At 58.2% G+C, this 13,943-nt stretch carries 14 protein-coding genes; 12 read left to right on the plus strand and 2 right to left on the minus strand.

Annotation, left to right across the window (positions count from 1 at the left end):
• Window positions 1–67 precede the first annotated feature (67 nt).
• The 9 genes from RHM59_RS24440 (at window position 68) to RHM59_RS24480 (ending at window position 6,402) form a co-directional block, all read left to right on the plus strand.
• A complete protein-coding gene (locus RHM59_RS24440) occupies window positions 68–706 on the plus strand; it encodes a MotA/TolQ/ExbB proton channel family protein (protein ID WP_322165499.1) in 639 nt (212 codons plus the stop codon).
• Window positions 703–1,134 carry a biopolymer transporter ExbD gene (locus RHM59_RS24445; protein ID WP_322165498.1) on the plus strand — a complete coding sequence of 144 codons (432 nt, stop codon included), beginning with the start codon at window positions 703–705 and terminating at the stop codon, window positions 1,132–1,134. Before RHM59_RS24440 ends, RHM59_RS24445 begins: the two co-directional genes overlap by 4 nt.
• A complete protein-coding gene (gene lpxK / locus RHM59_RS24450; protein ID WP_322165497.1) occupies window positions 1,134–2,138 on the plus strand; it encodes a tetraacyldisaccharide 4'-kinase in 1,005 nt (334 codons plus the stop codon). The genes RHM59_RS24445 and lpxK overlap by 1 nt, the downstream gene beginning before the upstream one ends.
• A gap of 19 nt (window positions 2,139–2,157) precedes the next feature.
• The gene (locus RHM59_RS24455; protein WP_003174668.1) at window positions 2,158–2,343 is read left to right on the plus strand and encodes a Trm112 family protein; all 186 of its coding nucleotides are present in this window, start codon (window positions 2,158–2,160) and stop codon (window positions 2,341–2,343) included.
• Window positions 2,340–3,104, plus strand: coding sequence for a 3-deoxy-manno-octulosonate cytidylyltransferase (gene kdsB, locus RHM59_RS24460; RefSeq protein WP_322165496.1), 765 nt, complete (start codon window positions 2,340–2,342; stop codon window positions 3,102–3,104). The genes RHM59_RS24455 and kdsB overlap by 4 nt, the downstream gene beginning before the upstream one ends.
• Entirely contained in the window at window positions 3,104–4,123 is a 1,020-nt protein-coding gene (murB, locus tag RHM59_RS24465) for a UDP-N-acetylmuramate dehydrogenase (protein WP_322165495.1), read from the plus strand. The genes kdsB and murB overlap by 1 nt, the downstream gene beginning before the upstream one ends.
• 76 nt (window positions 4,124–4,199) lie before the next feature.
• On the plus strand, window positions 4,200–5,186 hold the full coding sequence (locus tag RHM59_RS24470) for an XdhC family protein (RefSeq protein WP_322183553.1): 987 nt from the start codon (window positions 4,200–4,202) through the stop codon (window positions 5,184–5,186).
• Window positions 5,183–5,785: a nucleotidyltransferase family protein gene (locus tag RHM59_RS24475; protein ID WP_322285617.1), complete on the plus strand. Its 603-nt coding sequence runs from the start codon at window positions 5,183–5,185 to the stop codon at window positions 5,783–5,785. The genes RHM59_RS24470 and RHM59_RS24475 overlap by 4 nt, the downstream gene beginning before the upstream one ends.
• Window positions 5,786–6,051: 266 nt before the next feature.
• Window positions 6,052–6,402: a hypothetical protein gene (locus tag RHM59_RS24480; protein WP_322165492.1), complete on the plus strand. Its 351-nt coding sequence runs from the start codon at window positions 6,052–6,054 to the stop codon at window positions 6,400–6,402.
• 282 nt (window positions 6,403–6,684) lie between these two features.
• Here the strand turns inward: RHM59_RS24480 and rne are convergent, their stop codons facing one another.
• Window positions 6,685–9,930, minus strand: a complete 3,246-nt coding sequence (gene rne / locus RHM59_RS24485) for a ribonuclease E (RefSeq protein ID WP_322285618.1) — start codon at window positions 9,928–9,930, stop codon at window positions 6,685–6,687.
• 712 nt (window positions 9,931–10,642) lie between these two features.
• On the opposite strand from rne, the gene rluC reads away from it, so the two are divergent.
• Genes rluC through RHM59_RS24500 form a run of 3 tightly spaced genes read left to right on the plus strand, consistent with a single transcriptional unit; the run spans window position 10,643 to window position 13,268 of the window.
• Complete coding sequence (gene rluC, locus RHM59_RS24490; protein WP_322165490.1) at window positions 10,643–11,599, plus strand: 23S rRNA pseudouridine(955/2504/2580) synthase RluC; 957 nt, start codon at window positions 10,643–10,645, stop codon at window positions 11,597–11,599.
• Window positions 11,589–12,260 carry an HAD-IA family hydrolase gene (locus tag RHM59_RS24495; RefSeq protein WP_322285619.1) on the plus strand — a complete coding sequence of 224 codons (672 nt, stop codon included), beginning with the start codon at window positions 11,589–11,591 and terminating at the stop codon, window positions 12,258–12,260. The genes rluC and RHM59_RS24495 overlap by 11 nt, the downstream gene beginning before the upstream one ends.
• A 12-nt stretch (window positions 12,261–12,272) precedes the next feature.
• Window positions 12,273–13,268, plus strand: a complete 996-nt coding sequence (locus RHM59_RS24500; protein WP_322165488.1) for a S49 family peptidase — start codon at window positions 12,273–12,275, stop codon at window positions 13,266–13,268.
• A gap of 49 nt (window positions 13,269–13,317) precedes the next feature.
• On the opposite strand, the gene RHM59_RS24505 is transcribed toward RHM59_RS24500, so the two are convergent.
• Complete coding sequence (locus RHM59_RS24505; RefSeq protein WP_322285620.1) at window positions 13,318–13,896, minus strand: nucleoside triphosphate pyrophosphatase; 579 nt, start codon at window positions 13,894–13,896, stop codon at window positions 13,318–13,320.
• Between the last annotated feature and the right edge of the window lie 47 nt (window positions 13,897–13,943).

The following is a 13,943-nucleotide window of genomic DNA, read 5'->3' on the forward strand; positions in this document are numbered from 1 at the left end:
ATCGCAGGGTTCGGTGTGCGGGCGCCCCTATGGTAGAGTGGCGCCACTTTTTTCGGGGGTCGTTACTGTGTGGGAACTGGTTAAATCAGGCGGTTGGATGATGCTGCCGATCATTCTGAGTTCCATCGTCGCTGTCGCGATCATTATCGAGCGACTCTGGACCTTGCGTGCCAGCCGTATAACCCCGCCGCACTTGCTCGGTCAGGTCTGGCGCTGGATCAAAGACAAGCAACTGAACAAGGAAAAACTCCGGGAACTGCGCGCTGACTCACCGCTGGGGGAAATCCTTGCGGCCGGTCTGGCCAACTCGCGGCACGGTCGCGAGATCATGAAAGAGTGCATCGAAGAGGCCGCAGCACGGGTCATTCATGAACTCGAACGCTATTTGAGCGCCTTGGGCACGATTGCGGCCATGGCGCCGTTGCTCGGTCTGCTCGGCACCGTGCTGGGGATGATCGACATCTTTGGTTCGTTCATGAACTCGGGCATGACCACCAACGCCGCGATTTTGGCTGGCGGTATCTCCAAAGCCTTGATCTGTACCGCTTCGGGCCTGATGGTCGGGATACCGGCGATCTTCTTTCATCGATTCCTGCAAAGCCGGGTCGACGAACTGGTCGTGGGCATGGAGCAGGAAGCGATCAAGTTGGTTGAAGTGGTGCAAGGCGACCGTGATGTCGACTTGGCCGAGGGCAAGAAAAAGTGAAATTTCGCCGCCGCAGGCCGCGGGAGAACATCGACATCAACCTCGTGTCATTGATCGACGTGGTGTTCATTCTGCTGTTGTTCTTTGTTGTGACGACGACCTTCACCCGGGAGACCCAGCTGCGTGTCGAATTGCCGCAAGCGGTGACCGGCACCCCGGAGGAGAACTCCGAGCTTAAGCACCTGGACATCGCGATCAGTGCCGACGGCATTTATTCGCTGAATAACCAATTGCTGCCAAAAAATGATTTGCCGTCCTTGATCCAAGCGCTGCAAAAGGAATCCTCAGGCGATACCACATTGCCGTTGTCGATCAGCGCGGATGGCAAAACCCCTCATCAAGCAGTGATCACCGCCATGGACGCGGCAGGCAAGCTGGGTTTCAGCCGCCTGCGCATGACCACGGTCGAGGCGCCAACGGTTAACTGATGGCCCTGACCGATCGTTTACTCACCGCCTGGTATCACGGCCATCCCGCGCTTGGTCTGTTGCGCCCGCTGGAATGGCTCTATCGCCGGGTAGTGAACGGCAAGCGTGCGCGTTTTCTGGCCGGTGAAGGTTCTATTTACCGGGCACCGGTGCCAGTGTTGGTGGTGGGCAATATCACCGTGGGCGGCACCGGCAAGACGCCGATGATTCTCTGGATGATCGAGCACTGCCGCCGTCGTGGTCTGCGCGTTGGGGTGGTCAGCCGTGGTTACGGGGCCAAACCGCCGAGTTTGCCGTGGCGCGTCAATGCCGATCAAAGCCCGCAAGAAGCCGGCGATGAACCGCTGCTGATCGCGCAACGCAGCGGCGCTCCAGTGATGATCGACCCTGATCGAAGCAATGCGGTGCGCGCCTTGCTTGCTGCCGAACCGCTGGACCTGATTTTATCCGATGACGGCTTGCAGCATTACCGCTTGGCCCGGGACCTGGAAGTGGTGCTAATCGATGCCGCGCGCGGTTTGGGTAATCGGCGCTGCCTGCCCGCAGGCCCTTTGCGCGAACCGGTGGAGCGCCTTGAGAGCGTCGATGCGCTGCTTTACAACGGCGCGGCCAACGATCGCGAAGACGGTTTTGGTTTTGTGCTCACGCCCACCACGCTGGTCAATCTGCGCAGTGGCGAGCGGCAACCGTTGTCCCATTTTCCCGCCGGGCAAGCGCTGCACGCAGTGGCTGGCATCGGTAACCCGCAACGTTTCTTCAATACCCTCAAAGGGCTACACTGGCGCCCGATACCTCACGCGTTTGCAGACCATGCTGCTTACAGTGTCGAGGCCTTGAGTTTCACCCCTGCATTGCCGCTGATCATGACCGAGAAGGATGCCGTGAAATGCCGGGCCTTTGCGGGCGATGACTGGTGGTGCCTAGCGGTGGATGCCGAGCCATCGGCCGCGTTCATCGTTTGGTTCGACGCACAATTGCAGCGCCTGTTGCCCCCTTTTCCATAACCGCACCTCAGGACTTCTTATGGACACCAAACTGCTCGACATCCTCGCTTGCCCCATCTGTAAAGGGCCGCTCAAGCTCAGCGCTGACAAAACCGAGCTGATCAGCAAAGGCGCGGGCCTGGCTTATCCGATTCGCGATGGCATTCCGGTGATGCTGGAAAGCGAAGCGCGGACCCTGACCACTGACGAGCGTCTGGATAAATGACCGTCGTGTTCACCGTCGTGATCCCGGCGCGTTATGGCTCGAGCCGTTTTCCCGGCAAGCCATTGAAGCTGATTGCTGGGAAACCGATGATTCAGCACGTCTGGGAACAGGCGCTAAAAAGCAGCGCGGATCGGGTCGTGATCGCGACTGACGATACCCGTATTGTCGACGCCTGCCGTGTGTTTGGTGCCGAAGTATTGCTGACCCGCGACGATCATAATTCCGGCACCGACCGGCTGGCAGAAGTCGCTACCCAGTTGGGTCTGGCAGCCGATGCCATTGTGGTCAATGTGCAGGGCGACGAACCGATGATCCCGCCTGCGGTGATCGATCAAGTGGCGGCCACCCTCGCGGGACACCCCGAGGCGCGGATGTCGACCTTGGCCGAGCCCATTGATGACGTGGCGGCCTTGTTCAACCCCAACGTGGTCAAAGTCGTTGCCGACATCAATGGGTTGGCGCTGACCTTTAGCCGCGCCCCTTTGCCGTGGGCGCGTGACGCCTTGGCCCAGGACTGCGATCAACTGGCTGCGGGCGTACCGTATCGCCGACACATCGGGATTTACGCCTATCGCGCGGGCTTCTTGCACGATTTCGTCAGTTGGGGTCCTTGTTGGTTGGAAGACACCGAGCACCTGGAGCAACTGCGTGCGTTGTGGCACGGCGTGCGGATTCACGTCGCCGACGCAATCGAAACACCGCCTCCCGGTGTCGACACCGCTGAAGACCTTGAGCGCGTGCGACGCTTGCTGGAGGTTTGATGACGTTGCAGGTGCGGGCCGGGGTTTCTCTCAAACCGTTCAATACGTTTGGCGTGGAGGTACAGGCCCAGGCTTTTGCCGAAGCGCATAACGATGAAGACGTCCGTGAGGCGCTGACGTTCTCGGTTGAGCACGCGCTGCCGCTGCTGGTGATCGGCGGTGGCAGTAATTTGCTGCTAACGGCGCACGTTCAGGCGCTGGTCTTGCGCATGGCCACTCGCGGCATCCGGATCCTTAGCGATGACGGTAAACAGGTCATTATCGAAGCCGAGGCCGGTGAGGGCTGGCACGGGTTCGTGCTCTGGACCCTTGAGCAAGGCTTGTCCGGTCTGGAAAACCTCAGCTTGATCCCCGGTACTGTCGGCGCCGCGCCGATGCAGAACATCGGCGCCTACGGGGTTGAGATCAAGAATATTTTCCACAGCCTGACCGCGCTAGACCGGCAGACCGGTGAGTTGCGTGATTTTACCCTCAGCGATTGCGCCTTCGCTTATCGCGACAGCGTGTTCAAGCACCACCCGGATCGTTGGCTGATTTTGCGAGTGCGCTTCGGACTTAGCCGTACCGCAAGGTTGCACCTTGAATACGGCCCGGTGCGTCAGCGTCTTGACGAACAAGGCATCAGCCAGCCGACGCCCAAGGATGTCAGCTTAGCGATCTGCGCGATTCGTCGTGAAAAGCTGCCTGACCCCGCCGTACTGGGGAATGCTGGCAGCTTCTTCAAAAATCCACTGGTGGCTGCTTCGTTGGCCGCCGACTTGAAGCGTGAACACCCAGGGCTGATAAGTTATCCACAGGCTGACGGTCAGGTAAAGCTGGCAGCAGGCTGGTTGATCGAGCAGGCGGGCTGGAAGGGTTTTCGCGACGGCGATGCGGGCGTGCATCGCTTGCAGTCGTTGGTGCTGGTCAACTACGGCAGTGCCACCGGTCTGCAATTGCTGGACCTCGCGCAACGGATTCAAACTGACATTGCCCAGCGCTATCAGGTAACACTCGACATGGAGCCAAACCTTTATTGAGGTTCGGCTGACTTTTTCGGTCTATTGTGCTGTCTCACGTGTTCGTATTCTTGCAATCAAAACAGGCGAACCTGTGATGGACAGTGTCGATTTGAATGTCTTGCGCAGTGTGCTTGATTGGCGCCGTGCCGGTCAGCGCGTGGTGTTGTACAGCGTGGTTCAAACCTGGGGCAGCGCCCCTCGGCCGCCTGGCGCGATGTTAGCGCTACGTGAGGACGGCATGGTGATTGGCTCGGTGTCTGGCGGTTGTATTGAAGACGACCTGATTTCGCGTTTGCAGGACGGTCGTCTACAGGTCCGCGATGAGGTCCAGTTAGTCACCTATGGCGTAACGCAGGAGGAAGCCGCCCGCTTCGGTTTGCCATGCGGTGGCACTTTGCGCCTGACGGAGGAGTGGGTCGGCGATGAACAGTGGGTCGCCGAGTTGCTGCAACGGTGCGAGGACCACCAACTGGTGGCTCGGGAGCTGGATTTAAAGTCCGGCGCGGTGAGCCTGCATCCCGCCAGTCGCGGCGATCAAGTCAGTTTCGATGGGCAAACTCTGCGTACGATCTATGGTCCGCGTTGGCGTTTGCTGCTGATCGGCGCCGGACAGTTGTCGCGTTATGTAGCTGAGATGGCTCATCTGCTGGATTTTGAAGTGCTGATTTGTGATCCGCGCAAGGAATTTGCCTACGGTTGGGAAGACCAAAAAACGCGCTTCGTGCCCGGAATGCCGGACGACGCGGTGCTTACTATCGAGACCGACGAGCGCACGGCCATCGTCGCGCTCACCCATGACCCCCGCCTGGACGACATGGCGTTACTGACGGCGCTGAGTTCTAAAGCGTTTTATATCGGTGCGCTGGGGTCGCGGGTCAACAGCCAGAAGCGTCGGGAAAACCTGGCGCAATTAGGCTTGAGCGCGGAGTCCATCGAGCGCTTGCATGGACCGATTGGTCTGCATATAGGCAGTCACACGCCCGCAGAAATCGCGCTGTCGTTGATGGCTGAAATCGTCACGATCAAAAACGGCATCGCGTTGAAGCAGAAGAAGCCGCTGACTGCCGAGATTGAGCATTGAGCACGACAGTCTGTTCGGTGGTCCTTGCTGCGGGGCAGGGCAGCCGTTTTCGGGCGATTGCGGGTGCCGATCAGGACAAACTCTTAGCGCCTTGCCTCGGACTCGATGGGGTTATGCGGCCGGTGCTTGAACAGGTGCTGATTAATCTTCAGTCGGGTATGAACGCGGTGGACAAGAGGCTGTTGCTGACCCGACCTGATCGCCTTGAGGTGATTGAACTTGGGAGGCGCTACGGCTGCGAAATAGTGTTACTGGATTCGGCCGGAATGGGCGACAGCATTGCTGCAGCCATTTCGGCTCAGCCCGACCATCGCGGTTGGTTGGTGGTACTGGGTGACATGCCGTTTGTATTGCCTGAAACCCTGACGCGGCTGATTGACTCGTTAGAGGATGGAATGATCAGTGTGCCCGTCAACGGGGCAGAACTCGGCCATCCTGTGGCGTTCGGCCGACGGTTTTGCCTGGCATTGATGGCCTTATCTGGAGAGCGGGGCGCCAAGCGTTTGTTTCAGGCCGGGTCGCTGCGGGAAATCGCGGTTAATGACCCGGGAGTGCTATGGGACGTCGATACGCCAGCGGCATTGGTGTTCAATCCCTAAATTTCTGTAGGACCCACCAGCGCTGCGAAAACCCAACGTTATCATCGTCACCCTGGCGATTTAGCAAGCCGATTATATTTCTGAATCTTTGAAGGCTCAAAGGATCTGACCGTATAAGTGGAGGACGAGTTATCACATTTAATCGAAGTAGGCGTGAGGACTTCGTTACCGCGAGGGCTCAAAACTGGAGCCAGTTAGCAAGTAACCAAGGGCGTGCAGCCACCCGCTGTACGCCTCTCGAAACTAACGATCAAAGGTAAATTCTCGTGAAAAAATTATCTGCATTCGTATTGTCCATGTGCGTGGGGTTGGGTGCTGTTGGCAGCGCTTTCGCGGCGGAGACCACCAGCGGCAATCCCATGAGCACAAGCACCATGTCCAAGGATGTGATGAAAAAAAACAGCATCAGCCAAAACAGTGCGGCCCAAGACGATTTGAATAGTGATCCGGCGAAACAAGCCGCCCCGACTAAAGACGACATGAACATGTCCAAAAAGGGTGCCATGAAAAAAGGCAACATGAGCAAAGACAACATGAGCAAAGACAATATGTCTAAAGGCACCATGAAGAAAGGCACCATGAGCAAGGACCCAGCCAAGGCCCCTGTGTCGCAGTAACAGCTCACTGCATCCCTCAAACAAGTTGGCTCTTACAGCGTGCACACTCTCTGTAGGAGCCAACTGGATGGCGAAGGCCCTTGGGGCCCTACAAAAATCTGCGCATCTTCACAATCCGTGGGACCGAATTCATTCGGGAAGGCTTCAATCCTGACACTCTGCAATCTCAAACAACACACAGTGCTACTCAGTTTGCTACGCGACGGATCGGGATCTCCTACACAGTAGACATAAAAAAGCCCCCGTGTGCTTGCGCAAACGGGGGCTTTTCGTCAGCCAGGATTAAGCGAGCGGTTTAGGCTCTTTGCTTTCTTCCAGAGCTTCTGGGTGGTGCAGCACTACTTCTTCAGCCGAGCGCAGGTTTTCATCGATCACCGGTGCAGTGGGTTCAGTGGCAGTGTGTTCGGCGCTTGCAACGTGCTGGGTCGGTTCGACTTCAGCAACCGGAGCTGGCTCTACAGCGGCGACAACCTGGGGAGCGTTGGCGGCTGCTTCTTCAGCTTCTTTCTGCAGGCGCGCGGCTTCAAGCTTGCGACGACGCACTTCACGAGGATCGTTTGGTGCGCGGCCTGTGCTGCTGACAACAGCCGCCGGTTCAACGACCGCTTCAGGTACGTGTGGCGCTTCGATTTGCGCAGCAACCACTATCGGAGCAGGCGCTTCAACCGACGCTTGTGCGACCACTGGGGCGGCAGGGGCTTGGGTCGGCATTTCCGAGGATTCAGTCGCCTGAACCTCTTCGTGTACCGGAGCGCTGTTGAACGCAGCAACGTGCTCGCTAACAGGGGCGCTGAACAGCTCGGCTTGAGCGGCAACAGGTGCGTAGTGTGCAACAGCCGCTTCTTCACGAGGCGCGTGCTGGACTTCAACGTCCGGCGTCGCTTCGACGTGCGGTGCAACGTGAGCAACCGGCGTTTCAACGATAGGTGCTTCAACCACTGGCACCTCGACGACGGGTGCTTCTACAACCGGCGCTTCGTAAGCGTCGACCGCAGCAGTGGCACGTTCAGCCTGGCGATGTGCGTCGGCTTCGGCTGGCGCGCTGATCACGCTGCTGGCAACCGCGGCGGTTACAGCCAGACCGGCAGCCAAATCAGAGGTGCTTGGCTCGCTGTGAGCCGCTTCTTCGGATTCGGAACCCTCGGATTCAGAACCTTCCGAACCTTCGATCACATTGCCGTTGGCATCACGTTGACGCTCACGACGGTTGCTGCGACGACGTTGGCCACGCGAACGACGACGAGGGCGATCGCCTTCGGCGCCATCCTGGTTGTCATCCAGCAGTTCTTCGTTGGTCAGTGCATCGTCTTCTTCGTCTTCAGCGACCGCTACCGCTGCAGCTACCGCAGGCTGTTCGACCCGTGGTTGACGCTCTTCACGCGGGGCACGAGGCTCGCGCGGCTGGCGTTCTTCACGCGGTGCGCGCTCCGGACGTTCTTCGCTACGGGCTTCAGGCGCAGCAGCAGGCGCGTCCAATGCTTCACGCAATTCACGCACCGGGCGATCTTCGCGTGGTTTGCGATCTTCACGCGGAGCACGTGGGGCGCGTTCTTCACGAGGCGCGCGCGGTGCACGTTCTTCGCGAGGTGCGGCTACAACAGCGACGTCTTCACGGGTTTCGCGGGGAGCACGTTCCTCGCGCGGTGCCCGTTCTTCACGTGGAGCGCGTTCGGCACGTTCTTCCCGCGGTTTTTCATCGCGGCGGCCATTACGGCTGCGGCTCTGTTGACGACCGTTACGGCGCTCGTCGTTCCGTGCAGCAGGGCGTTCAGCGGCTGGCTTTTCAACCACGACCGGCGTTGGCTCTTCTTTAACGGCGAACAGGCTGACCAGGGATTTCACCAGGCCTTTGAACAGGCTTGGCTCAGGCAGGCTCACGGCCGTTGCAGCAGGGGCGGCAGCTTCAACCGGCATCGGCGCGTTGGCACGCGGCGGGGCGGTCTTGACGGCAGCTTCCTGGCGAACGAGGGTACGAGTCGCGGCAGCTGGTGGCGGAACTTCTTCCACTTCAGCGGCGGCGGCAGCGATTTCGTAGCTTGACTGATTGGTGTGAGCTTCCGGGCTGTCATCACGCAGGCGCTGCACTTCGAAGTGCGGCGTTTCGAGATGGTCGTTCGGCAGGATGACGATACGCGCACGGGTGCGCAGTTCGATCTTGGTGATCGAGTTACGCTTTTCGTTGAGCAGGAAAGCCGCAACCGGAATCGGCACTTGAGCGCGGACTTCGGCGGTGCGGTCTTTCAGGGCTTCTTCTTCAATCAGGCGCAGGATGGCCAGTGACAGCGATTCCACATCACGAATGATGCCGGTGCCGTTGCAGCGCGGGCAAACGATGCCGCTGCTTTCGCCCAGCGATGGACGCAGGCGTTGACGGGACATTTCCAGCAGGCCGAAACGCGAGATGCGACCGACCTGGACGCGGGCACGGTCTTGTTCCAGGCTTTCGCGTACTTTTTCTTCCACAGCGCGCTGATTTTTCGCTGGGGTCATGTCGATGAAGTCAATGACGATCAAGCCGCCGATATCGCGTAGACGCAGCTGGCGGGCGATTTCTTCAGCCGCTTCCAGGTTGGTTTGCAACGCGGTTTCTTCGATGTCGCTGCCTTTGGTAGCGCGCGCCGAGTTGATGTCGATGGACACCAGGGCCTCGGTCGGATCGATAACGATGGAGCCGCCGGAAGGCAGTTCGACAACACGCTGGAACGCGGTTTCGATCTGGCTTTCGATCTGGAAACGGTTGAACAGCGGAACGCTGTCTTCGTAGAGCTTGATCTTGCTGGCGTATTGCGGCATCACCTGACGGATAAACGTCAAGGCTTCTTCCTGGGCTTCAACGCTGTCGATCAGTACTTCGCCGATGTCCTGGCGCAGGTAATCGCGGATGGCGCGGATGATCACGTTGCTTTCCTGATAGATCAGGAATGGCGCGGAGCGATCAAGGGACGCTTCTTTAATAGCAGTCCAGAGTTGCAGCAGGTAGTCGAGGTCCCACTGCATTTCTTCGCTGCTGCGGCCAAGGCCGGCAGTGCGGACGATCAGGCCCATGTCAGCCGGGGCGATCAAGCCGTTCAGCGCTTCACGCAGTTCGTTGCGTTCTTCGCCTTCGATGCGACGGGAAATACCGCCTGCACGCGGGTTGTTCGGCATCAGCACCAGGTAACGACCGGCCAAGCTGATGAAAGTGGTCAGGGCTGCGCCCTTGTTGCCACGTTCTTCTTTCTCGACCTGAACGATGACTTCCTGACCTTCGGTCAAGACATCCTTGATGTTGACGCGGCCTTCAGGTGCTTTCTTGAAGTATTCGCGGGAGATTTCTTTGAGGGGCAGGAAGCCGTGGCGCTCGGAGCCGAAATCGACAAAGGCAGCCTCAAGGCTTGGTTCGATGCGAGTAATCCGGCCTTTATAAATGTTGGCCTTCTTCTGCTCGCGCGCGCCCGATTCGATGTCCAGGTCATAGAGGCGTTGGCCATCTACCAGTGCGACACGCAACTCTTCGGGTTGAGTTGCGTTAATTAGCATTCTTTTCATGTAGTACCGTCGGTTTCCGGGCTGCCGGAAACGGCGTTCGGCACACACGACTTCTCACGGTCGGTGTCAGGGCGCGTCAGGAGCGGTTGGCCACTCCAGTGTCTAGCGAGGTTTCAACCAGAGGGGTCGAAGTCGCGACGACGTATCCTGCTTGCTGTGGTGACAAAAGACACCCTGTCAGCAAAAGCTTTGTCAGGAGGAGGAATCAACCATTGGCAGTGGACGATATGAGCGTCTTGAATAAAGCCTAGTGCTACACAGTCCAATGGTTGTGCGTCTCCACCCCACACGTATCCCTGATAATTCGGGTGCTGCCGCGCGCAGAATCCGCAGCGGGTTGGCATTTACCGCAACCTTCGATAGGGAAGGTCACGCGTCATGGCTTAAGGCGTTATTTCCGAAACATTCGCTCGAATCGTCTGAAAGCGACTGCACTTTGTGAACTGGCCGTGGATATAGGCTCAGAAGGCGAGTGATAACCCTGCGATCTGGCTTGTTTCAGGCCTCATGTCACCTGCGCTTGTTACGTTTCCAGACCTTCGTTATCCAGCGAAAGCCCCGTCGGACGGCCTTGCGTCCTCTTGAATTGCGATGGTCAGGGCCGGTGGTTACACCGCTAGTCCGCTGTCCAGGCCGCTTTTGGCGGCGTTCGCGACTATAGCAGTAATCATTAAGTGCTTCAAATCCATAAAAAATTGTTATGATTTGCGGCATGACGAATATTGCCCCCCCAACCTCCGGCGTCCAGCTGGTTGAGGTTGCGCCGGAACTTGCCGGTCAACGCATCGATAACTTTCTCTTCACCTACCTCAAGGGCGTACCTAAGACCTTGATTTATCGCATTTTGCGTAAGGGTGAAGTGCGGGTGAACAAAGGTCGAATCAAGCCCGAGTACAAGCTCAAGGGCGGCGACATCATTCGCGTTCCGCCTCTGCGCCTACCAGAGCGAGATGAACCCGTTCCGCTGGCACAGGGCCTTTTACAGCGACTTGAGGCTGCCATCGTCTTTGAAGACAAAGCCTTGATCGTGCTGAACAAGCCCGCTGGCATCGCCGTACACGGCGGCAGCGGGTTGAATTACGGTGTGATCGAAGCCTTTCGTCAGATGCGTCCGGATGCCAAGGAGCTGGAGCTGGTTCACCGCTTGGATCGCGACACCTCGGGTCTGCTGATGATCGCCAAAAAACGCAGCATGTTGCGGCATTTGCACGAGCAGCTTCGCGGTGATGGCGTTGATAAGCGTTATATGGCGCTGGTTCGCGGTAACTGGCCCGCTGCGCAAAAGCGCGTCAATGCACCGTTGCTTAAAAGCAACCTGCGCTCAGGCGAGCGCATGGTTGAAGTCAACGAGGAAGGTAAAGAAGCGCTGACGATTTTCAAGGTGCTACGCCGCTTCGGTGACTTCGCCACCATGATCGAGGCCAAACCGGTCACCGGGCGGACCCACCAGATTCGCGTCCACGCCCTGCATGCCGGGCATTGCATCGCCGGTGATACCAAGTACGGGGATGAAGATTTCAGTCGGGAAATACGAGACCTCGGCGGTAAGCGCCTGTTCCTGCATGCCTATATGTTGACGGTGCCGTTGCCGGACGGTGGTGAATTGAAGCTTCAAGCGCCTGTTGATGAAATGTGGGCCAAGACCGTGGAGCGACTGAGTGCGCCGTGAGTATAAGCTGCTGATTTTTGACTGGGACGGCACGCTTGCCGATTCTATTGGTCGTATCGTTGAAGCCATGCAGGTCGCGGCCAGTCGCAGTGATGTGCCGGTGCGTGATGACTTCGCGATCAAGGGCATCATTGGGCTGGGCTTGCCTGAGGCTATTGGTACGTTGTATCCGGACATAAGCCCGGATCAGATGGTGGATTTCCGTAGGCATTATTCCGACAGTTATGTGGCGCTTGAGGCCGAGCCATCACCTTTGTTTGCTGACGTGGTGGATTCGCTGGCGGCCTTTCGGGCCGACGGCTATCAAATGGCCGTCGCCACCGGGAAATCACGCCGGGGTCTGGATCGGGTATTGAAAGCCCACGGGTGGCAGGATTATTTTGAGATAACGCGTGCCGCCGACGAGTCCGCAAGCAAGCCTGATCCGTTGATGTTGCGCGAGATTCTTGAACATTGTGGCGTGGCGCCCGAGCACGCGCTGATGGTGGGTGATTCATCGTTTGACTTGTTGATGGCGCATAACGCGGGTATGGATTCGGTGGCGGTCGGTTACGGGGCGCAATCGCTGGCTTCCCTGCTTGAATTCAAGCCGCGTCTGGCCATCGAGCGTTTTTCTGAGTTGCGTAGCTGGTTGAGTGCGCCAGGCATCGAGTCTCTTTAAGGTAATGAATACATGTCAGACGAATGGAAAGGCGACAGCGCTGAAGCCCAGGGCGTTAAAGGTGACGACAGAAGTTGGAAGCTGCTGGAAAAAACCTTGCTGGCAAGCGTGCAGGAACAGCGTCGTTCGCGGCGCTGGGGAATTTTCTTCAAGCTGCTGACGTTTGCTTACCTGATTGGCGCGTTGGTGGTGTTCACACCGCTGATGGACTTTGGCAAGGGCGGTGGATCCCGGAGCGATCCGCATACTGCATTGATCGAAGTGCAGGGCATGATTGCCGATAAAGAAGCTGCCAGCGCCGATAATATCGTCGGTGCGCTGCGTTCGGCGTTCGACGACGCGAAGACCAAGGGTGTGATCCTGCGCATCAATAGTCCCGGTGGCAGCCCGGTACAAGCCGGTTATATCTACGATGAGATTCGTCGCCTGCGTGCCGAAAAGCCTGACATTAAGGTCTACGCGGTCATCAGTGACCTCGGGGCCTCTGGCGCTTATTACATCGCCAGTGCCGCAGATCAGATCTATGCCGACAAGGCCAGTTTGGTCGGTTCGATCGGCGTAACGGCTGCCGGTTTCGGTTTTGTCGGGATCATGGACAAGCTGGGCGTGGATCGTCGGACTTACACCTCGGGTGAGCACAAGGCGTTTCTTGATCCGTTCCAGCCACCCAAGGCTGACGAGACATTGTTCTGGCAGGGCGTGCTGGATACAACGCACCGTCAGTTCATCGCCAGCGTGAAGCAAGGGCGCGGCGATCGTCTGAAAGATAAAGACCATCCTGAATTGTTCTCCGGGTTGGTCTGGACCGGCGAGCAAGCGCTGCCGTTGGGTCTGATTGATGGCCTGGGCAATGCCAGTTACGTCGCTCGTGAAGTGATCGGCGCCAAGGACATTGTCGACTACACCGTCGAAGATTCACCGTTTGATCGGTTCTCGAAGAAGCTAGGTGTCAGCATGGCCAATCAATTGGCGATGTGGATGGGCTTCCAGGGGCCGTCGCTGCGCTGATTGAAGCCCGACCTTATGGTCGGGTTTTCTACTTCTGTAGGAGACACTCCTACAGAATGCTTACCCCTTCAATCAGCAGCATGTCGACCAAGCGAATCAGTGGCAGGCCGATCAGGCTAGTGGCGTCGCTGCCTTCGGTGCTCTGAAACAAGCCTACCCCTAACCCCTCGGCTTTGAAGCTGCCTGCGCAGTCGTAGGGTTGTTCGGCGTACAGGTAGCGTTCGAGGCTGGGTTGATCCAGCGTGCGCATGTGGACGGTAAACGCCACGCAGTCGACCTGGCAGTGTCCGGTAAGGCTGTTCAGCAGCGCCAAGCCAGTCAGGAAGGTCACGCTGTTGCCGTTCGCCGCTGATAATTGCTCCAGCGCTCGCTCGAAGGTGTGGGGCTTTCCGAGGACGTTCCCATTGAGCACTGCCACTTGGTCCGAACCGATAATTAAATGATCGGGGTGGCTGCCCGCCAAGGCTTGAGCTTTCTCGCGGGCCAGGCGCTGGACCAGATCAATGGCGGGTTCGCCAGCGTGCCGGCTTTCGTCGATGTCTGGCGAGCTGCAGGTGAACGGAAGACGCAGGCGGGCGAGCAATTCGCGGCGATAGGGGGAGCTGGAGGCGAGCAGCAGGGGAGGCATGAAGTTCTCCGTGAGTGAAAGTTGATTGTAATCAGCGACTCCGGATA

Origin of the sequence: Pseudomonas sp. MH10, from assembly GCF_034353045.1 — a bacterium.
Classification (GTDB): Bacteria; Pseudomonadota; Gammaproteobacteria; order Pseudomonadales; family Pseudomonadaceae; genus Aquipseudomonas.

Bases quoted from the DNA above. Each gene is read 5' to 3' on its own strand.
- lpxK (WP_322165497.1), top strand. From the start codon at position 1,134: ATGGCCCTGACCGATCGTTTACTCACCGCCTGGTATCACGGCCATCCC.
- RHM59_RS24455 (WP_003174668.1), top strand. From the start codon at position 2,158: ATGGACACCAAACTGCTCGACATCCTCGCTTGCCCCATCTGTAAAGGG.
- kdsB (WP_322165496.1), top strand. From the start codon at position 2,340: ATGACCGTCGTGTTCACCGTCGTGATCCCGGCGCGTTATGGCTCGAGC.
- murB (WP_322165495.1), top strand. From the start codon at position 3,104: ATGACGTTGCAGGTGCGGGCCGGGGTTTCTCTCAAACCGTTCAATACG.
- RHM59_RS24470 (WP_322183553.1), top strand. From the start codon at position 4,200: ATGGACAGTGTCGATTTGAATGTCTTGCGCAGTGTGCTTGATTGGCGC.
- rne (WP_322285618.1), bottom strand. From the start codon at position 9,930: ATGAAAAGAATGCTAATTAACGCAACTCAACCCGAAGAGTTGCGTGTC.
- rluC (WP_322165490.1), top strand. From the start codon at position 10,643: ATGACGAATATTGCCCCCCCAACCTCCGGCGTCCAGCTGGTTGAGGTT.
- RHM59_RS24500 (WP_322165488.1), top strand. From the start codon at position 12,273: ATGTCAGACGAATGGAAAGGCGACAGCGCTGAAGCCCAGGGCGTTAAA.
- RHM59_RS24505 (WP_322285620.1), bottom strand. From the start codon at position 13,896: ATGCCTCCCCTGCTGCTCGCCTCCAGCTCCCCCTATCGCCGCGAATTG.